This is a genomic window from Faucicola sp. SE7633 (genome assembly GCF_059264685.1).
Map to the genome: position 1 here is coordinate 35,705 of NZ_JCADBW010000005.1, position 20,373 is coordinate 56,077.

Here is a 20,373-nt window from a genome sequence, read left to right on the forward strand (position 1 = left end):
CGGTGGGGCTTCACCGTCTTGCAGAAGGAATCCCCGAACGATAGGGAGGGGAGGAAGTCAACAAACTGCTTGTAAAAATTGGCACATCAAAATTGGCACATCAAAAAGTAACCACCATGCCACTAGAAAGCATTGCCATCCAAGATTTTAGCCATAACCGCATCGACGACCCTGAACTTGCCGCCCGTATCGCCAAGCTATACGAAGATAGCCGAGAATTTGCCGATGGGCAAACCGCAATTGCGACCTTCAACGGGCTATTTGCGCGTGGTGGGCGACTGTACGTCGGCATGTTCAATGACCGTCCAATTGCCGCCGTGGCGAGCCTTGATGATGGGACTGACGGACAACGCAGGCTCGCCCACCTTGCCGTCCACCCTGCCAATCGCGGACGCGCCATTGATGCAAAACTCATCAAACAAACCACCGACAGCGAGCGCAAACTGGGTATTGTGCGCTTTGCCAGCGATGACGGCGATATTTTGCGGATTTTGACCCACTATGAACTGTTGGGCTAAGCAATAGCTGCCCAATACGCTGTTGGCAAACAAATTGATAGATTTTGATAAAAATTTTCTCGATAATGATAAATAATGTTTGACAAGTCAGGTTTTTTTTGGTTAAATAATGCCTCACATATGGCGCGATAGCTCAGTCGGTAGAGCAACGGATTGAAAATCCGTGTGTCGGCAGTTCGATCCTGCCTCACGCCACCATATCCAAAAACCCAAACCTGTTGGTTTGGGTTTTTTTATGGTTGGTTAGCGAACAGCACAATCAAAAACAACCATGGATGACATCCAATGCAACCAACTAACGATCAATACGCCCAGTTGATAAGAGGTATGTTGGCTTGTGGTGTATTGGTCTGCACTTTGGCAGATGCACAGGTTTTTTCTGCATTGCCCACACCTGCTCGAACCATTGCCCTGTGGTCGCCTGCCCAGCTTCAACGAGATTGGGGGAGCGATACCCCTATGCCTGTCGAGCAAGTCAGCAATAAAGGCGCAGTGACCCAAGTCGGTAATCCGCGTATGATGCTGTATGTGCCAACCTCTGGCAGCCAAAATCGCCATACCGCTATCATTGTGCTCAGCGGCGGTGGCTACGCCAGTGAGCAATTGGGTAAGGAAGGTACACCTGCTGCACAGTGGCTAGCAGAACAAGGCTTTAGCGTGTTTAATACGATCTATCGTTTGCCTGCTGAAGGTTGGACGCACAAAACCGTGGCATGGGCAGATGCCCAGCAAGCGGTGCGCTTGGCACGCAGTTTGGCAACAACCTATGGCTATCAGCGTGTGGGTGTGATGGGTTTTTCGGCAGGGGGACATATCGCAGGCATGATCGCCACGCATTCGCAAATTGATGATCGCCATAGCAGCATTGGGCGCATGAATGACCAGCGCGATGCCGCACAATCGTTATCAACACGCCCCGATTTTGTTGTGATGCTGTATCCGATTGTCAGTATGTTGCCGCCTGACAACCGCAGCCATTCGTACAAAGTGTTGCTGGGCGATTGGCAAACGACCCAACCAAACCATAACACCAAACCTATCACGCTACATCAAACCCAAGCCGCGTATTCGGTAGAAACCGCGGTCACACCCAGTACACCGCCGATGTTTATTGCCCATGCGGTTGATGATCCCATCGCGCCCGTCGCTAAAAGCCAAACGCTTTATTGCAAACTGCAACAAGCTGGTGTGCCATCCACGCTACAACTGTATGCCAGCGGTGGGCATGGTTGGGGGATGGGCAAAGCCAATACACCAACACAGGGTTGGCAACAGGCGTTTTTAGACTGGTTTGAGGCACTGCCTAAACAGTGAAGGTTGTGGGTGCCAAAAGTGGGCTTTAAAAACACACCTGCCCCAAAACCACTGCCTTGCTTGCACCTGTCACGCTTGGCAAATTGCCTGTTTGGTTGGTTAGGGTCTGCCGCGCCAGCCACGCAAACGCCGCCGCCTCGACCCATTTTGCCGCTAAGCCCACGCGATCGGTGGATTTAATGCTAAAGTTTGGCAAATACACCGCTAAGCGCTTGAGCAAAAAACTATTGTACGCGCCACCGCCACAGACCAACAAGGTGCCGTGCGCGCTGTCATCTATTTGCCCAAGCTCAGCTAAAATCGCTTGCGCCACTGTGATGGCGGTCAGTTCAGTCAAGGTAGCTTGCACATCGGCAGGGGCTAGCGTCAAATCGGGATTTGCGGCGGCAACTTGTGCCAGCACATCATCAAGCCATGCCAAGTTAAATGCCTCACGCCCTGTGCTTTTGGGCGCAGGCTTGGCAAAAAATTCGTGCTGCAACAACGCGGTCAATAACGGCTCGATCACCGTGCCCGATTTTGCCCACGCGCCATTGTCATCGTACGCCTTGCCTGTGTGACGCTGACACCAGCCATCAAGCAGCAGATTGGCAGGGCCTGTATCAAAACCAACCACGGCAGCATCTGTATCGGCTGGTTCGTCTGTCGCTGGCTTTGCCAACACGGTGATGTTTGCCACTCCGCCTAAGTTTAGCACCACCCACGGCGCAGCGTCCTGCACAAACTGTCCAAACATGGCTTGATGAAACGCAGGCACCAAGGGCGCGCCTTGTCCACCCACTGCCATATCACGGCGGCGAAAATCACTGACCACCGCAATGCCCGTGCGCTCAGCCAATAAATTGGCGTCCAACAACTGTAGACTAAAGTGCCATTCGGGACGATGGCGCACGGTTTGCCCATGACAGCCGATTGCCGCGACCTCCTCAGGCAGCACGTGCGCATGACGCAGCAGCTCGCTGACCAATTCGCTGGCAAGCTCGGCATAGCGCACACTTGCCCAACCAAACACATCCAACTCACTGGCAAAATCTGACTGGCTCTTATCTGTCGTCATGCGTTGCGCCAACCATTCGCTAACACCGTTTGGCGTACTCAATGCCAACAATGCTGAGCGCAACTCATCATCAAATGGCAAACTAGCCGTCGCGAGTAGCTCAATCGGCTCATCATTGTCCACGTCGATTTCGTGAAACTGACACAGCACTGCGTCCATACCATCTAAACTGGTGCCTGACATGATACCTACCAGATATGGTGTATCCGCCAGCATATCTGTTTGGTCGTAGCGCAGCGGTTCGGTCATCGCGCCCAGCAATTCGCCAAACTGGTTGATAAACGCCTCGTCAAAGGGTAGATTTGCCATACCCAAATCAGTGGGTACATCAAACGGTGACATCGGGTTTTGAGGATTGTTGCTCATGGGCAGACCTGTTAGATGGTGAAAAATATAGACGAAAAAATGCCCTCGACGCGTTGCACGGGTGGGCGGCAAACTTGCTAAAAACTTTGCTATAATGACACAACCTTTTCTTACGATGCAACCCAACAACGGCTTTGCTTTTTTTTGGCAGCCAAACAAAGTGTTTACAAAATCTTTTAATACGTTAAATTGAACCGTAGCTTTAACCAATTTTAAGACAGGATATCCGATGAGTGATTTTTTACCTCCCGAACAGCAGCTTGAGCTGATTCGTCGTGGCACCCATGAAATTATTTCTGAACAAGACTTGCTAGACAAACTCAAGCAAAACCGTCCACTGCGAATCAAGGCAGGGTTTGACCCGACTGCACCTGATTTACACTTTGGTCATACGGTGCTGATCAACAAACTCAAGCATTTTCAAGACTTGGGGCATGAGGTGCTGTTTTTGATTGGCGATTACACCGCACGCATCGGTGATCCGACGGGCAAAAATGCCACCCGTCCGCCGTTGTCAGAAGAACAAATTGCCGCCAACGCAGAAACCTACAAAGAACAGGTGTTTAAAATTCTTGACCCTGCCAAAACGCAAGTGATGTTCAATTCTCAATGGTTTAGCAAAATGTCGGCAGGAGATATGATCAGCCTTGCCAGTCAGCAAACCGTATCGCGAATGCTAGAGCGCGATGACTTTTCTAAGCGTTATCACTCACAAACCCCGATTTCAATTCATGAATTTTTGTACCCATTGGTGCAAGGCTATGATTCGGTTGCCATGCGCGCCGATGTCGAGCTTGGCGGCACCGACCAGACCTTTAACCTGCTGATGGGGCGCACCTTGCAAGGGCGGTATGGACAGCCTGCACAAGTGTGTATCACTGTGCCAATTTTAGAAGGGCTTGACGGAGTCAATAAAATGTCCAAGTCATTGGGCAATTACATCGGGATTTATGACAGCGCAGGTAGCATGTACCAAAAAATCCTATCCATGCCCGATAGCTTAATTCCGCGTTATTTTGAGCTGCTTAGCTTTAAGCCAATGGCTGAGGTTGAAGCCTTACTTACTGAGATGGCAAATGGTCGCAATCCGCAAGAGCTAAAAAAAATCTTAGCATTGGAGTTGATTGAGCGTTTTCACGATGCCGATGCCGCTGCCAATGCGCACAAATCGGCAGGTAACGTGCTTGCTGACGGCGAATTGCCGATTGACTTGCCCGAGGTGACTTTAGACGTACCTGCCGATAGCGAACAGATGTTTATCACCCAAGTGCTTAACCAAGCCGAACTGGCTAAAAACTCTGCTCAAGCCAAGGATTTACTCAAAAATCAATCGGTCAAAGTCGATGGACACGTAGTGGATAATAGCTTTGCGCTTACCCGTGGGCAAACTGTGGTCATCCAAGCAGGCAAAAAAGCGTACGCTAAAGTTACGTTGGTTTAAACAAGGTCAAACAGATGACAGCTTACACCACTACGCCGCCATTGACGCTCGGTATTTATCAGCATTACAAAGGCGATTTTTATCACGTTTTGCACCTTGCCCGCCACAGCGAAACCGAGGAATGGCTGGTGGTTTACCGTGCACTATACGGTGAGTTTGGCATTTGGGTGCGCCCGTTGGCGATGTTTGTTGAGACCGTCAGCGTCGATGGCAACACCGTGCCGCGCTTTGCGCTAGCCCAGCCATTGCCGCACGGTTGAGCTTTGTATTTTTAGCGATACAGGCTTTGGTAGAAAGACTGTAAAAAAAAGGGGCAAACATCGGCTGCCCCTTTTTTGTATTACGCTTTTTTGTGTGAATTTAGGCTTGTTTAACCTTAGGCAAAAACGCAGGTTGCTGCATATTAAGCTCCCACAATTTTTCGGAAAAGCCATAGTAGTCTTTGCGGTTGGGGTCAAGCTCGGTGTCAATATTGGCATAGTCGCCATGTTTGAGCAACGTTGCCATGTTGCGGTTCATTAGCACCGCCTTGCCCAAGCCGATCAGCTCAACCACACCGCTGTTGTACGCGCGCTCGATGTCCTCAGCAGACAGCAAATTACCCACACCCATCAATGGCAGTCTGCCTGCCAAGCGTTCATGGATATGCGCCAAACGCGTTTTGTCGGTGCTAGCATCGCGGCGCGGCTCGGAGAAAAAGTCCCACAACGACACGTGAACGTATTGCAACGGTTTTTCGACCAATGCATCAATCAGCGCAAAGGTATCTGCCATCGTCAAGCCTTGCTCCTCGGGCTCTTCGGGGGACAAACGGTAGCCGACGATGAATTCTGGCTTGTTATGCGCTTGGCGCACCGCATCAACCGCATCAATGACTGCCAACGGGAATTTTAGGCGTTTTTCGCGGCTACCACCCCAATCATCGGTGCGGCGGTTGCTATGACCCGAAACAAATTGTTGAATCAAATAGCCGTTCGCACCGTGAATTTCCACACCATCAAACCCTGCCGCAATCGCCAAACGAGCGGCATTGGCAAAGCCCTGAATCAGCGCGTGGATTTCTGCTTCGGTGACGGCGCGCGCGCCTGTGTCCGCATCATTGCTGGGGGCAACCTTGTCGCGCCCGTCGATGAGGTCTGTTTCTGCCAGCTTGCCGCCGTGATGGATTTGCAAAATCGCTTTAGCGCCTTGTTGTTTAAGTAGGTTGGCGGTTTGGGTCAAGCTTGCCAAGTCGTTGTCGTCGATGGCGTATGGCTGCCCTGCAAATGCCTTGCCCTCACGGGTGACCAAAGTTGCGGCGGTAATAAACAGCCCAAAATCCGTCGCACGTCCGCGCAAAAATTCGCGCTCAGCGTCACTTAAATGCCCGTGCTCGTCAGATGCCCAGTGTGTCATGGGTGCAACGGCTAGGCGGTTTTTGAGCTCCACGCCATTGTTGAGAGTAAAGGGGGTGAATAATGCTTGCATACGGTTGCCCTTAGCTTAGTTGGCTGGATTGTCCAATATAGGGTATTGTTAAGATTTTTTGTACATCAGCGTTGGTTAGTTTAGCCAAACGCCTAGTCGCTAGATAAGCCCGATGCCAACAAAAAACAAGTCTGGTGGTTAAAAAATGTTGATGCTGACGCACACGCTGGGCGGCTTGTTGCCTGATGACAGCCTTAAACGCGTTGGCACAACATAAAACCGTGCGTTTAAATTATTGCGTCGCCAAAGCCTTGACGTAAGTCAGCCGCTCTTTTATAGTTTAACGATACTAAAGCCGCTAACAAACAAAATCGGAAAAAAATCATGTATATCGAGTTTGGCAAAGCCAAAAAACGTGTATTGTCGCGTGTGTATTTTTCGGGCGCAGACGATGACTTTAATTTTATCAAGCCAGAAGATTATATCTTTTTTGATGCCAGTTTACGGCTTGAGCCGTACTGTTCATTTATGGGGCATCGCACGCTGTGCTCGATGGGCTCGTTTTCGTATTCGTGGTCAGGGTTGCCCACGTGGCTTAAGGTTGGGCGTTATTGCTCGATTGCCGCAGGATTGAAGTTCATGGGCGAGCGTCATCCATATGAGCGCATCAGCTCATCGTCATTCACCTATGATGGCAATTTTGTGATCATGTCACGCTATCTTGAGGACAACGGTTATACCGATTTTGCGGTTGAACCCACACAAACCGCGCTGAACAACGCACGTTTTGGCAACGATGTTTGGATTGGCGAGGGCGTGACGCTTGCCAATGGCATTCAGATCGGTGATGGCGCGATTGTGGCGGCAAACTCACACGTGGTCAAAGACGTGCCAGCGTATGCCATTGTTGGCGGCAACCCTGCCAAACTGATTAAATACCGTTTTTCCGAGGACGTGATTGCGCGGTTATTGCGTGTCAAATGGTGGAATTATTCGTTTGTTAATTTTGATCATAAGGCGTTTCTTGACCCTGTGACGGCTTTGGATGTTTTGGAAAAAAAAATCGCTGACGGCACGGCCATTGTGCACAAGCCCAAAGTCATCACCGCCAAGCAATTACTTGCCGCAGGTGGTAAGGTTTAATTCGCCTATAAGCCAGCCCAATTTTGCGCCCAATACACGCCAGCAAGGCTTGCTATTTGGCGCAATGTCGTGTTAAATAACTTTGGTTAAATACCGCTGCCACTTTGGCGGCGGTGACAAGCGGCAGGATGGGAAACACACGGCTATGTCAGGATTTGCTTTTTCACACCAGTTTTCGCAGCGCTGGCTGGCAACGCCAACCGCCATCAAGCATACCATCATGCAAGAACTGGCAGATATCCATACCTTGCTACAGCCTGAAACTGAATTGGACAATTTCAGCTTTCAAGTCGATAATTTGCATGAAGCAATCGACACCCTGCAGCAAATCGAAGCACTCAACCGCGCTGTCAGCAACAGCGAAAACGCACCGTTCACCACGCCTGCTGAGCCGATTGAGCCTGTGTATGTGCCACCTAGCACAAGCGAGCATGACACCGCGCAAGCTTGCCACAGTGTGTACGCCATTCGTGACCCCGAGCACGCCTTGACCGCGCTGCAAGTCCCTACCATCACCGCCGACACCGATTTTGCCGAGTTTACCGCGGATCTGCAGGCGAATATCGACGCGTATGTCGAGGCACGCACGCGCCAATTTGCCGCTGAGCTCAAAGCCGAATTGCACGACTGGTTGCACACCACCTTTCAGCAAACCACAGACGATGACTAGCAAAATCTAACGCGCGTTTTTGTCAAATTCAACGGCTTAACCCACTGACTGCACGCCAATCGTGCCTAATGGTGTAAAACCTTATAGATGGTATTTGCCATGACCTTGCCGATGCCGTGGACTTGTTCGATGTCTGCCTGTGACGCGCCTAGTAGCTGCTGTAAGCCGCCAAAATGGTTGAGCAAATCACGGCGGCGTTTTTCACCCAAACCTGGAATGGCTTCTAGCACCGAGCTTGCGCGGCGTTTGTCGCGTTTTTTGCGGTGTGCGGTGATGGCAAAGCGGTGCGCCTCATCGCGAATGTGCATAATCAGGTGCAACGCTTTGCTGTCAGGTGGTAAATCCAGCGGTTCACGGTCGATAAAGTGCAGCACTTCAAGCCCTGCCTTGCGCCCCTCGCCTTTTGCCACACCAACCAGCAGCGTTTGCCCCAAAATACCAAGTTCGGTCAGCACATTTTTTGCCATGTTGAGCTGTCCTTTGCCGCCATCAATCAGCAATAAATCGGGTAGCGGTTGTTTGCTGTAGCGTCGTGTTAGGGCTTGCTGCATGGCGGCGTAGTCATCGCCGCCTGTGATGCCGTGAATGGCGTATTGGCGGTAGTCGCGTTTTCGCAGACCGCCTTGGTCGCAGACCACGCAGCTGGCGATGGTTGCCTCGCCCATGGTGTGCGAAATGTCAAAGCATTCGATACGGTCTAGCGTCTTGCCGTCCAGCGCATCGCCCAGTACGTCTTGCAACGCTTGGTAACGCGCCTTGACTTCAAGATAATCGCCAAGTTTGGTTTGTAGGGCGTTGTTGGCGTTCATTTGGGCAAGGCTAAGCCATTCGGCACGCTGCTCGCGCACACGGGTTTTGATGGCGACTTTTTTGCCAAATTGCTCGGCTAATGCGTCACCAACGGCGGCTTGGTCGGGCAGTGCATGGCTTAAAATCAAGTCATCGGGTAAGTCATCACTGACTTGAAAATAAAATGAGATGACAAATTCTGACAAGTTTTCGGCAAGCTGTTGTTGGCTATCAACATCGGGGAAGTAATTGTTGCCCCCCAGTACGCGCCCGCCGCGTACATTCATGACATGCACGCAGGTGATGCCTGCTTGACTGGCGATGGCGATGATGTCGGCCTCACCTTTGACGGTATACACGGCTTGTTTGGCTTGCACTTCGCGCAGCATGGACAGCTGGTCACGATAAAACGCGGCTTGTTCAAACTGCATGGCTTCGGCGGCTTGTTCCATTTTGCCAACCAAACGCACCTGCAAATCCGTCCCCTCGCCTTTTAAAAACCGAATGGTGTTATTGACATCATCGGCGTAATCCTCGGGCGATACCAGCCCCACACACGGCGCACGGCAACGCTTGATTTGGTATTCAAGACACGGCCGCTGACGCGCTTTAAAAAATGTGTTGGTGCATTGGCGCACCTGAAACATTTTTTGCATGAGCAGTAAGGTTTCTTTTGCCGCATGCGCTGACGGAAACGGACCAAAGAATTTGCCCTTTTGGTGTTGCCCTTTGCCGCGCCCATATGCCAGCCGTGGGTAGGGTTTGTCGGCAGAGATGAATACGTACAGGTAGGATTTGTCGTCGCGCAGCAGCACGTTGTAGGGCGGACGGTGCAGCTTGATGAGGTTTTGCTCAAGCAATAGTGCTTCGGTCTCAGATCGCGTGATGATGGTGTCAATGTGGTGGATACGCTGCACCAACGCGCGCGTTTTGGGATGGTCGATGGTTTTGGCAAAGTAACTGCTGACGCGGTTTTTGAGCGATTTTGCCTTGCCGACATACAAAATATCGCCACTTTTGCCAATCATTTTGTACACGCCTGGCAGATTGGGCAAGCGTTTGATGAGGTGATTGAGGTACGCTTTGCGTTCGGCGGTGGTGGCAGAGACGGGTGGAATACTGGTGTTGATGGTGATACCGTCACCGATAACAGGTTCGCTTGGCGTGTGGGCGGCGTCGGGCTGCGCGTTTGTCATATCGGCATTGCGCTGCATTTCAGCCTCGCTTGCTGTGCCGCTGTTTTGGTCGATGTCCATCTGTGAAGCGGCATTTAAGTTTAATTCGCCGCTTTTTAATTCGCTGCTTGGTGGCAAAACGGGTGGTAACTCAAAATCGGGCATAACACAATAACTCGGTTGGCAATGGGTTGCGATAGGGGTTATATTGCGTAGATTGACTGGGTTTTAAACAAGTTGCTTAGCCTCGTCGATGATTTTTGGGATCTTTGGACGTATCACGCTGTGAGCGCACGCGGATTTTTTGCCCAGCAGGGCGTTTTTTGACCCAGTTGATAAACTTGACGATATCGTCATTGCCCAACAGCCGCTCGACCGTGTGATAATAATCGGCCAGTTCTTGGTTGCTAAACACCCGATGTACCTGACTGTGACACGGGCGACACAGCAGGGCGATTTCGGTTTTCATCTCGGCGCGGCTAAACTCACGCTGTGTACGTGCTTTGTTGTGGCGTGATTGTGGGATCAGATGGTGGCGCGTCAAGACAACTGCTTGGCGTTGGCACAGCTCACACGCGCCCATTGCGTCATCATCGTTTGCTGCTTCGACTTGCTCAAGCCAGTCTAGGTACGCTTGTTGGGATTTTTTTGGCATAATTATTGGCTAAATTTACGCTTTGACTGCCTTGGTGATGGTGTAGGTTTTGCCCTGTTTGATTTTTTCGCTATTGCCAAACACTTCGGTGAATGAACGCTTCATAAACTCGCGTAGCCCATTGATGGTGACAACATAAAACCGTGCGCCTGCATCCATCGCGTTGTAGGCATCAAGCAGGTACAAATAATGCTGCTCTTTGCTGGCTTTGGCAGGCAAATTTGACATGACAAGACTAAAGCGGCGCGCGGTATCGACTTGGGCAAAACCGTTGGACAATATGACTTGGGTATTGGTTAAGCCGTTTTTTTGGCAGTTGCGCTCAGCGTACTGCACAGCGACAAAGTCTTTATCAATCAGCAAATGCTGTCCATTGGGACATTCACGCGCCGCCGTCATGCCAAGCACGCCATAGCCGCAGCCTAAGTCAATTGAGTGGTCATCGGGCAAAAACTCGATATAATCCAACAACATCAAGCTACCATCGTCAAGTTTTTCAGGTGAAAATAACCCCCACGTGCTGACAAAATCAAACGGCTTGCCTAGTACGTCTTGACGAAACGCGATATCTTGCCGCCAATGGGCGGATTTTTTGAGCAAATCGGGGTCAATACGGTGCATGGCGATTCCTTGTTGGCGGTATGTTGCGTGGTAGGCGTGCGTGACGCTGTTACTTTAATTGGGCAAATGGGTGATTTTATCAAGCGTGCCGCCACACACGCAATCAAGAAACGCTCAACAATCACAACAGCAAAACATGCTACAATGCCACCACGCGCGCGCTATGTTTTCGTTTTTAAATAAATGGTTAAATAAACGCTAAGCCTTATACCCAACCTTATCACAGCCATAAAAACCACCACCATGAGCCGAATTTTATTGCTAGAAGATGACACCCAAATTGCCGACGCACTGCTAACAGGACTACACCGCCAAGGCATGATGGTCGAATGGCTAAATAATGCACGTGAGGGGCGGTGGGCATTGGACGCTGAGCAGTTTGACGCGGTGCTATTGGATTTGAGCCTGCCTGAGGGTGACGGCATGATGTTGTTGGCAGAATGGCGCGCGCGTGGGTTTGATACACCTGTGTTGATTATCACCGCCCGTGACGCGATTGCCAACCGCGTGGCAGGGCTCAATGCTGGCGCGGATGATTATCTGGTCAAGCCGTTTGCGCTCGATGAACTGGTCGCGCGACTACAAGCGCTGATTCGGCGCAGCCAAGGGCGCAGTCAGCCTGCCATGCGCTATGGCAAGGTTGAGTATCAGCCGCACAGCCAGCAGGTTTGGCTAGATGGGCAGCTGGTTGAGATGACGGGCAAAGAAGTCGCGCTGCTGGCATTGTTGATGGCACAGCCAAGTCACATCCACAGCCGCGCAAGCCTTGAGGACAAGGTCTATGGCTGGCAGCAAGAAGTCGATAGCAACGCCATTGAGGTGCATATTCACCACTTGCGTAAAAAACTGGGCAATGACTTTATTTTGACCAAACGTGGCTTGGGGTATTATCTAAATCCCGAGCTTAGCCCAACCAATCACTGATTGGGGGTAGGTTTGTCCAAAAATTTACAAAATAGCTGTTTTTTGCCCAAATTGACGCGATTACACTAAACGCGATTACACTAAAAGTGACGCAAATTGCCCAACATGGGACAGCGACTTTGCAAAACGGGTGAGTTTAGTCAAGATGGCAAGGCGGTCTTGGCGCAGGCTATTGTCCGCCACGGGCAAACAATCCCAAAACGCATTCGGCTGACTTCATCGATAGCGTGGTGCGCAATGGCTTGCGTGGGAGGCCGTATTTTCACGATATGATCAATGATGCGCCAATCGCCGCGGTGACCCAATATGTGCAACAGGATTTAAACGGTTTTCATAGCACCGCCAAGGCCAAAGACGTGGCCGCCTTGCGCCATGCCACCACACCGACGACCGCCGCAAGCGACTGCTCAACACCGCTTGGGCTAGCCATAACCCCCCCTGATAAACGACTACCTTATCGGCAACGCTTTGTACACGTTTTTAAAATTATCTGGCAGCAACCGCGCCAGCACAACACCCAGTATTCAACGCCAACTCATCAAGTCACTGCTATTTGGCTTGCCGCTGTGGTGGCTTGCCATCAGCGTGGCGATGGGCTGGCGGCTTAGCCATGAAATCGGCGAGCAAAGCGACACCCAACTGGTACAATTTGCCGCCTACCTCGCCCAGCTAAGCGATGAACTTGACAAGCCCAACGACCCCGACGCCGCGCCACTGGTGGTCACCATCAAAAGCTACCAACAACATGGCGATATCGGCGCGGCAGAAGACGGCGCGGTCAGCTTTGCAATTTGGACAAAACCAACGTTTGGCAACACCAACGCCAGCGCGCAGGGTGCTGCCACGTTAATTCTGGCCGACCGCAAGGGGCAGTATTTTGCTTATTCTGCCAGTGCGCAGGGCTTTATTGAGCAGACGGTCAAAGACCGCGCGTGGCGGCTGTTTTTTATCCAAACCCCACACCACAGCGTTGCCGTTGGACAACGCGTGTCGGAACGCCGCGAGATGCTGATTGACACCTTGCTTGGGCAAGCCGTGACGATGCTGCTTGGGCTGATGTTGCTGATTGGCTGGGTGATTTGGCAGGTACGCCGCGGCATGGCACCACTTGCCACGATTAGCGAGCAAGTCGCCTGCCACAAACCCAGCGACGCTGACCCGATTGAGGCGCAAGTGCCGCAAGAAATCGCCCCATTGGTACATGCGTTGAATCAGCTATTTGCCCGTACCGCGCAGGTGCTAGCGCGTGAGCAACGCTTTACCGCCGACGCATCGCACGAGCTGCGCAGCCCATTGACCAGTCTTAAGCTACAAACCGACCTTTTAAACCAATACGCCTATGATTTACCTGCCGAGCAAGGCGAGCCACTGCTGCAACACAGCCAAAAAATTGCCAATGGGTTAGAGCGCGCCAATCGTTTGGTGGAGCAGCTGTTGGTCTTGGCAAAAATCGACCCACAACAACACCTGACGCAACACGACAACCAACCCATCGATTGGCTTGCCATCAGTGATGCGGTGCTCAGCGAGGTCAATCGCCCTGCCCGCGAGCGTTACAGCCAGCTGCGCCGCGATATCACCGCGCCCACACCTGCCGATATCCTGCCGCTTGATGGCAACCCAATCCTAATCAGCCTGCTGCTGCGCAACCTGCTGGATAATGCCATCCGCTACACGCCCGACGGCAGCCGTATCACGCTGACGCTTGCTGCTGACTGTATCAGTGTTTGCGACAACGGCAACGGTGTTGCGCCCGAACAGCTGGAGCGTTTGACCGAACGCTTTTATCGCCCAGCAGGCCAAGCCCAACAGGGCAGCGGCTTGGGGCTATCCATCGTCGCGCGTATCGCCGCGTTGCATGGGCTTACGCTGTCTTTTGCCAACCAAACCGCACCTGCGCACGGCTTGTGCGTGACGCTGCGCCGCGCTTGATACCCCCAACAGGGCAAATTAAGCCTGCATTAAGTTTTATCCTTTAAAATTGCCGCACAAATTCTTGGCTTAAACATTTGCTCAAGATAGTAGGCAAGCTTATGGTACAACCGTTTGGCGTAAACGCGCCGCACCGCACCACCCAACCAGCGACCGACACGACGGCAACCGCGCACCGTCTGCCGCTGCGCGTTTGGCATAGCCTGCGCCAAACGCGGCGCAATCCGTTTGGTCTGATGGCAGGGTTGGCAGGCTTTTTGGTACTGACCGCCAACTGGCAGTTTTTTCAGCAAGTGCTGGCGGTGTATCCGCTGGCTCAAAATATCGGCTTTGTGCTGTCATTGGCGGCGGTGCTGTTTGCTCTGCTGCTGCTGTTGCTGCTTTTAACGGGCTATCGCTATACCCTCAAGCCGATTGGGGTGCTGCTTTTGTTGGTGGCAGCGGTGACGGGTTATTTTGCTGATACGTATGCCACCGTTTATGATGCCAATATGCTACAAAACGCTTTACAAACTGATACCGCCGAAGCGCATGATTTGCTCAATGGCTGGTTTGTTTTGCGGGTGTTGGCATTGGGCGTGTTGCCCAGTGTGTGGCTTATCCGCCAACCACTCAAAAAACTGCCCTTAAAGCAGGCCGTATGCCAGCGTTTGGCATGGCTGGTTGGCAGTGTGCTGGTGCTGGTCGCGGCAATGGGCAGCCAAAGCGGACAGTATGCCAGCTTTTTTCGTGAGCACAAGCCACTACGCAGCTATGCGTTGCCACTAACGCCGATATATGCCGCAGGTAAACTTGCCAGCAACACGCTGCACGCCCACAAACGCGCCCATGTCAGCATGCAAGACCCTGCTGCTGATGCCAAACAGCTCTCTACACCTGCCACACGCCGCCCACGATTGGTGGTGATGGTGGTTGGTGAAACCGCGCGCGCTGACCACAGCCCGATGAATGGCTATGCGCGTAACACCTTGCCGCAGCTGAGCCAAACTGCAGGCCTGACCAACTTTAGCCATGTCATGGCGTGCGGCACATCAACAGCGTATTCAGTGCCGTGTATGTTTAGCTATATGAGTGAGCAGACCTATAAGGTTGATGACGCAGGCAATTACCGCAATGTGTTAGACACCTTGCACCGTTTGGGCGTTCGCGTTTTGTGGCGCGACAATAACTCAGACGCCAAAGGTGTGATGAACCAGTTGCCCAAAGACTTGTACCAGTCTTATCGCAGCGATGCGACCAACCCCGTGTGCCACACCAACCCGTATGGCGAATGCCGCGACGTGGGGATGCTGGCAGGTTTAGACGATTATTTAAAAACCACCCACGCCACCGCGGCGCACGATGTGCTCATTGTGCTGCACCAAATGGGCAACCATGGCCCTGCGTATTACAAACGCTATGACGCTACCTTTGCCAAGTTTTCCCCCGTCTGCCAAACCAATGAGCTTGCCGACTGCGCGCAAGGTGAGATTATCAACGGCTACGACAACGCGCTGTTGGCAACCGATGACTTTTTGGCAAAAACCATCGGCTGGCTAAAAACCCACCAACAAGATTACGATGTGGCCATGCTCTACAGCAGCGACCACGGCGAGAGCTTGGGCGAGAACAACGTCTACCTGCACGGCTTGCCCAAAGCATTTGCCCCCGAAGACCAACGCCATGTACTGGCGATGATGTGGCGCGCTGATAGCAACACACCAAGTTTTGCTCAGCCTGTGGCAGGTGACAGCCAACTCTCCCATGATGCCATCACGCCCACATTGCTAAAATTGTTTGACGTGCACACGCGTGCAGCAGCAGACACGCGCTTTATCCAATAGTTCTGTTGGTGTTTGCCCATGAATCGCCTACCAATCCAACATCAAACACCTACTTGGCAAGCGGTTGCGATCGGGGTAGGTCTAACGCTGCTGGCGACTTTCAGCCTTGAGCACAGCGCGGTGGATATCGCGTTTAGTCAGCTGTTTTATTTGCATGGGCAATGGCTACTTGGCAAGCATGAGCAGCCATATGCCTTGCTGCTATACCGCCTGCCCAAAGCCTTACTGATTGTGTTGGCGGCGTATTTGTTGGCAGCACGGCTGCAGCGTGTGGTTGTACGTTTTTCGCAGCCGTTAGTGCGGTTGTTTCGCCCTGTACGCAAGTTAAGCAACACCGATTTGTGGTATTTGGTGACAGCGTTGGTGCTTGTGCCCACCATCACCGCAACGCTCAAACACCTCACCCATGTCACATGCCCCAATCATTTGGCTTTGTTTGGTGGCGATATGCCATATTTGAGCCTGTGGCAAAGCCTGCACACGGCAAGCCATCACAAATGCTTTCCTGCTGCCCATGCCAGTTCGGGCTTTGCGCTGTATGCGTGGGCGTTTGTGCCGCTGCTGTATCGTTGGCGCTGGCGGATTGTGGCGGCGGTCACGCTGTTAGGCTGGCTGATGGGTCTGTATAAAATCGCTATCGGTGATCATTTTTTTAGCCACACGGTGGTGGCGATGCTGTTGGCGTGGACGCTGTGCGCTGCGTTGGCACGGGTGTTTTATCGCTAATTTTTGCCCAAAAAAAACGGCTTGGACATCCAAACCGTTGGTTTAAGTGGTTACTGTTTATACCGTTTTGTACAACTGTTGGCCTTCTTCGTGGAATTTTTGCGACATCGCTTCCATGCCTGCGGTGACCTCCTCAAGTGTACCCTCGCCGACTTGTTCGACAAGCTCGGTATCCACGCGCTTGATGCGATGGTTGGCATCTAGCAAGTCGCCGCTGTCGGGCGTGACATCAAGCGCGGCTTTGGCAGATTTATCCGCGTTAAAGCCCAATCCTGCGGCATAGTCGCGCACGTTTTGGGTGATTTTCATTGAGCAGAATTTAGGCCCACACATTGAACAAAAGTGCGCCGATTTGTGCGCTTCTTTGGGCAAGGTTTCATCGTGAAATTCGCGCGCGGTGTCGGGGTCAAGCGCAAGGTTAAATTGATCCTCCCAACGGAATTCAAAACGCGCTTTTGATAAAGCATTGTCACGTGCTTGCGCGGCAGGGTGGCCTTTTGCCAAGTCAGCGGCATGAGCGGCGATTTTGTAGGTGATGATACCGTCTTTAACGTCTTTTTTGTTGGGCAGCCCCAAGTGCTCTTTGGGTGTGACATAGCACAGCATCGCAGTGCCGTACCAGCCAATCATCGCCGCGCCAATCGCTGAGGTGATGTGGTCATAACCCGGAGCAATGTCGGTGGTCAGTGGCCCTAGCGTGTAAAACGGTGCTTCGTGGCACACCTCAAGCTGCAAGTCCATGTTTTCTTTGATACGGTTCATGGCAACGTGTCCAGGGCCTTCGATCATCACCTGTACGTCGTGCGCCCATGCGACCTCGGTCAGCTCGCCCAAAGTGCGCAGCTCACCAAATTGCGCGTCATCATTGGCATCTTGGATACAGCCAGGGCGCAAGCCATCGCCAAGACTGAACGCCACATCATAGGCTTTCATGATTTCGCAAATATCATTGAAATGCGTATAAAGAAAGTTTTCTTTGTGGTGCGCCAAACACCATTGCGCCATAATCGAACCGCCGCGGCTGACAATACCCGTTAAGCGGTTGGCGGTCAATGGCACATAGCGCAGCAATACGCCTGCGTGAATGGTAAAATAGTCCACACCCTGCTCGGCTTGCTCAATCAAGGTATCGGCAAACAGCTCCCACGTCAAATCCTCTGCCACGCCGCCGACTTTTTCAAGCGCTTGATAAATCGGTACCGTGCCAATTGGCACAGGTGAGTTACGAATAATCCATTCGCGCGTTTCGTGGATGTGCTTGCCGGTGGACAAGTCCATGATGGTATCTGCGCCCCAGCGTGTCGCCCATGTCATTTTGGCGACTTCTTCATCGATGCTTGAGCCCAGTGCTGAGTTACCGATGTTGGCATTGATTTTTACCAAAAAGTTGCGCCCGATAATCATCGGTTCAGATTCGGGGTGGTTGATGTTATTTGGGATAATCGCGCGCCCTGCGGCAACCTCTTGGCGGACAAATTCAGGCGTGATAAGCTCAGGTGTATTTGCGCCAAAGCTCATGCCTGCATGTTGGCGCATGTCGGTCAGCTCATGCTGACGCTGGCTTTCACGAATGGCGATATACTCCATCTCAGGGGTGATGATACCCTGCTTGGCGTAATGCATTTGGGTGACGTTTTTGCCTGCTTTGGCACGGCGCGGCTTGGCGATGTGCCCAAAACGCAAATTGGCGGTGGCAATGTCGTTGGCGCGCTCGGTGCCGTATTGGCTGGATAATTGGCTTAAAATCTCGGTATCGCCACGTTCTTTAATCCACGTCTCGCGCAGCTTGGGCAGGCCTTTGGTCAAATCAATCTCAACGTTTGGATCGGTATAAACGCCTGAGGTGTCATAGACATAAAATGGAGGGTTGTGCTCGCCTTCTGCCTTGCCAAAACCGCCCACAGGCGTGTCGGTCAAGGTGATTTCACGCATCGGCACTTGGATGTCGGGGCGTGAGCCTTCAATATAAACTTTGCGTGACGCAGGCAGCACACGGGTCAAATCACGGGCTTCTTCTTCAAAACGTGCGTCTTGTGGGCCGCGGTGGGCAGGGGTTTTTAAGGCATCATTGGCTTGGGGTTGCGGATTGGCAGGGGCGTTCATGGCTGTCCTTGGTGGTCGGTGTTGTTAAATTTAATCAATGTCAAAACCGACTCGGCTTGCCCAACCGCACGCCAGACTTCCCTACGACGGTACGAACCATATCAGGTGCGACGGGTGTTTCTCAGCTTGCCGCTGGTGCGCCATCTGTGATGCCATGTGTAACACACAGCGTTAAAACGCGAATCGACAAGCACCCCGAGTCATGTTGGCTTTATCTTAACAAAACTTGCGCGTTAAACCTAGTGAAATTTTGTCAGATTTTTGAGGCAATTACAGGTATGATAACGGGTTAAAATTGACGGTGATGACGTGATGAAATTTTGCTTGGTTCAGCGTACCTATGTCGCGTGTTGGCTGCTGGCTGCAAGCGCGTTTAGCCCAAGCACATGGGCAAATGATTTGTGGGATTTGTACACCGCTGCGCAGCGTCACAACGGGCAGTGGGCAGGACAACAGTACGATTATTTGGCACAGCAACAGGATGTGGGACTGGCGGCAGGTGATTTATTGCCACAAGTTGGCGTGCAAGGCAGCATCAAGCGCAACCAGTTTTATCCGCAGCATGGCGGTGATGACACAGGCAACGCGATCAGTCAAGTCGGCTTGGGGGTGCGACAAGCGTTATACCGTGCTGATAAATGGACAAATTTGCAAAAATCCGTGCTTGCCCAACAGGCGCATGACATTGAGCTGTTGCAACAACGCGCCGATTTGACCGAACAAGTCATCAAGGCGTATCTGAGCGTGTTGCGTGCGCAGGCGATGACCGAAAGCCTAAATGCCGAATGGCGCGCGCTCAAGGCACAAGATGACATGATGCAGGCGCGACTGGCGGCAGGCGTGGTTGCACGGGTCGATACCGAGGAGACCCACGCGCGGTTGGTCAGCGTGCAGGCGCAGCTTGCCAACAACGAAGTGGCCATCATGAATGCCAAACAACAGCTAGCACTGGTGACCGCCCAACCGATTGCGGATATCGCGCCTTTGCCATTGCCTGTGACGCTTAATTTAGTCCCCAAGCGCAGCATTGAACAATGGCTAAATAGCACCCAGCAAGACAATCTTGCTATTCAGCAAGCGCAAACCCAAGTCGCCCTTGCCAATCAGCAGGTTAAATACCTCAAATCCAATCTGTATCCCAAAGTAGATTTGGTCGGCAACATCAGCTGGCAGGACAACAGCAACCGCTTACAGACTCTCTCTGATGGCACAAATTATCAAATTGGCATTGAGCTTGATTGGCCCGTCTATACGGGTGGGCGCACACGCCTAGCGGTGGGGCAAGGCGCGTTGCAAGCCCAAGCCGCGCAAAGTCGGCTCACGTTTGTTTATCAGCAGGCGCTGACCCAAACCAGCCAAGCGTACCTAAACTTGATGGCAAGCCAAACCACACTAGCGGCCCAAGCTGCCGCCGTCACCGCCAACGCCAAAGTCGCCGAAGCCTCGCAGACGGGTTATGATTTGGGTATGCGCTCAATGGTTGATACATTGCTGGCACAGCGACAATACTATGCCGCGCGGCGCGACTGGCTCAACGCCCATTTTGACTACCTCAACGCCTATGTGGATTTGCAAAAAGCCACGGGCAATTTGGGCGATGACACGGTCAAGACCTTAGACAATTTGCTACAAGTCCATGCGCCATCTGATCAAGCACACGCCCTGCCAAGTACGCCCTAATGATTGGTTTTGTCTAGCGCAGTACATTT

At 52.2% G+C, this 20,373-nt stretch carries 17 protein-coding genes, 1 tRNA gene and 1 riboswitch; of the genes, 12 read left to right on the top strand and 6 right to left on the bottom strand.

What is annotated here, in order from left to right:
* Window positions 1-116 precede the first annotated feature (116 nt).
* The 3 genes from AC5L4R_RS03150 (at window position 117) to AC5L4R_RS03160 (ending at window position 1,832) form a co-directional block, all read left to right on the top strand.
* Window positions 117-518 carry a GNAT family N-acetyltransferase gene (locus AC5L4R_RS03150; protein ID WP_494472630.1) on the top strand — a complete coding sequence of 134 codons (402 nt, stop codon included), beginning with the start codon at window positions 117-119 and terminating at the stop codon, window positions 516-518.
* 122 nt (window positions 519-640) lie between these two features.
* Window positions 641-716: transfer RNA gene (locus tag AC5L4R_RS03155), tRNA-Phe, on the top strand.
* Window positions 717-803: 87 nt separating this feature from the next.
* Complete coding sequence (locus tag AC5L4R_RS03160; RefSeq protein ID WP_494472631.1) at window positions 804-1,832, top strand: alpha/beta hydrolase; 1,029 nt, start codon at window positions 804-806, stop codon at window positions 1,830-1,832.
* 25 nt (window positions 1,833-1,857) lie between these two features.
* On the opposite strand, the gene AC5L4R_RS03165 is transcribed toward AC5L4R_RS03160, so the two are convergent.
* Window positions 1,858-3,198, bottom strand: a complete 1,341-nt coding sequence (locus tag AC5L4R_RS03165; protein WP_494472694.1) for an anhydro-N-acetylmuramic acid kinase — start codon at window positions 3,196-3,198, stop codon at window positions 1,858-1,860.
* Between the two features lie 286 nt (window positions 3,199-3,484).
* On the opposite strand from AC5L4R_RS03165, the gene tyrS reads away from it, so the two are divergent.
* Complete coding sequence (gene tyrS / locus AC5L4R_RS03170; RefSeq protein WP_494472632.1) at window positions 3,485-4,696, top strand: tyrosine--tRNA ligase; 1,212 nt, start codon at window positions 3,485-3,487, stop codon at window positions 4,694-4,696.
* Between the two features lie 14 nt (window positions 4,697-4,710).
* Window positions 4,711-4,956 carry a DUF1653 domain-containing protein gene (locus AC5L4R_RS03175; protein WP_067056843.1) on the top strand — a complete coding sequence of 82 codons (246 nt, stop codon included), beginning with the start codon at window positions 4,711-4,713 and terminating at the stop codon, window positions 4,954-4,956.
* 100 nt (window positions 4,957-5,056) lie between these two features.
* On the opposite strand, the gene AC5L4R_RS03180 is transcribed toward AC5L4R_RS03175, so the two are convergent.
* Entirely contained in the window at window positions 5,057-6,163 is a 1,107-nt protein-coding gene (locus AC5L4R_RS03180; protein WP_067056846.1) for an NADH-dependent flavin oxidoreductase, read from the bottom strand.
* 324 nt (window positions 6,164-6,487) lie between these two features.
* Between AC5L4R_RS03180 and AC5L4R_RS03185 the strand changes: the two genes are divergently transcribed.
* Window positions 6,488-7,246, top strand: coding sequence for a CatB-related O-acetyltransferase (locus AC5L4R_RS03185; RefSeq protein ID WP_494472633.1), 759 nt, complete (start codon window positions 6,488-6,490; stop codon window positions 7,244-7,246).
* A 145-nt stretch (window positions 7,247-7,391) separates the two neighbouring features.
* Window positions 7,392-7,916, top strand: a complete 525-nt coding sequence (locus AC5L4R_RS03190; protein WP_494472634.1) for a hypothetical protein — start codon at window positions 7,392-7,394, stop codon at window positions 7,914-7,916.
* A gap of 65 nt (window positions 7,917-7,981) precedes the next feature.
* Here AC5L4R_RS03190 and uvrC read toward each other — a convergent pair whose 3' ends face one another.
* The 3 genes from uvrC to AC5L4R_RS03205 all read right to left on the bottom strand — a co-directional run bounded on the left by uvrC (window position 7,982) and on the right by AC5L4R_RS03205 (window position 11,156).
* A complete protein-coding gene (gene uvrC / locus AC5L4R_RS03195; RefSeq protein ID WP_494472695.1) occupies window positions 7,982-9,835 on the bottom strand; it encodes an excinuclease ABC subunit UvrC in 1,854 nt (617 codons plus the stop codon).
* A 286-nt stretch (window positions 9,836-10,121) separates the two neighbouring features.
* Complete coding sequence (locus AC5L4R_RS03200) at window positions 10,122-10,535, bottom strand: hypothetical protein (protein ID WP_494472635.1); 414 nt, start codon at window positions 10,533-10,535, stop codon at window positions 10,122-10,124.
* A gap of 15 nt (window positions 10,536-10,550) precedes the next feature.
* Window positions 10,551-11,156 (bottom strand): class I SAM-dependent methyltransferase, encoded by a 606-nt coding sequence (locus AC5L4R_RS03205; protein ID WP_494472636.1) that lies wholly within the window; start codon window positions 11,154-11,156, stop codon window positions 10,551-10,553.
* Between the two features lie 243 nt (window positions 11,157-11,399).
* Between AC5L4R_RS03205 and AC5L4R_RS03210 the strand changes: the two genes are divergently transcribed.
* The 4 genes from AC5L4R_RS03210 (at window position 11,400) to AC5L4R_RS03225 (ending at window position 16,561) form a co-directional block, all read left to right on the top strand.
* Complete coding sequence (locus tag AC5L4R_RS03210) at window positions 11,400-12,080, top strand: response regulator (RefSeq protein WP_494472637.1); 681 nt, start codon at window positions 11,400-11,402, stop codon at window positions 12,078-12,080.
* Between the two features lie 468 nt (window positions 12,081-12,548).
* Entirely contained in the window at window positions 12,549-14,012 is a 1,464-nt protein-coding gene (locus AC5L4R_RS03215; RefSeq protein WP_494472638.1) for an ATP-binding protein, read from the top strand.
* Between the two features lie 236 nt (window positions 14,013-14,248).
* Window positions 14,249-15,835, top strand: a complete 1,587-nt coding sequence (locus AC5L4R_RS03220) for a phosphoethanolamine transferase (protein WP_494472696.1) — start codon at window positions 14,249-14,251, stop codon at window positions 15,833-15,835.
* 18 nt (window positions 15,836-15,853) lie between these two features.
* Complete coding sequence (locus tag AC5L4R_RS03225) at window positions 15,854-16,561, top strand: PAP2 family lipid A phosphatase (protein WP_494472639.1); 708 nt, start codon at window positions 15,854-15,856, stop codon at window positions 16,559-16,561.
* Between the two features lie 57 nt (window positions 16,562-16,618).
* On the opposite strand, the gene thiC is transcribed toward AC5L4R_RS03225, so the two are convergent.
* A complete protein-coding gene (gene thiC, locus AC5L4R_RS03230; protein WP_494472640.1) occupies window positions 16,619-18,664 on the bottom strand; it encodes a phosphomethylpyrimidine synthase ThiC in 2,046 nt (681 codons plus the stop codon).
* A gap of 61 nt (window positions 18,665-18,725) precedes the next feature.
* Window positions 18,726-18,872, bottom strand: a riboswitch (TPP riboswitch).
* 104 nt (window positions 18,873-18,976) lie between these two features.
* Between thiC and AC5L4R_RS03235 the strand changes: the two genes are divergently transcribed.
* Window positions 18,977-20,344 carry a TolC family outer membrane protein gene (locus AC5L4R_RS03235; protein WP_494472697.1) on the top strand — a complete coding sequence of 456 codons (1,368 nt, stop codon included), beginning with the start codon at window positions 18,977-18,979 and terminating at the stop codon, window positions 20,342-20,344.
* Window positions 20,345-20,373 lie beyond the last annotated feature (29 nt).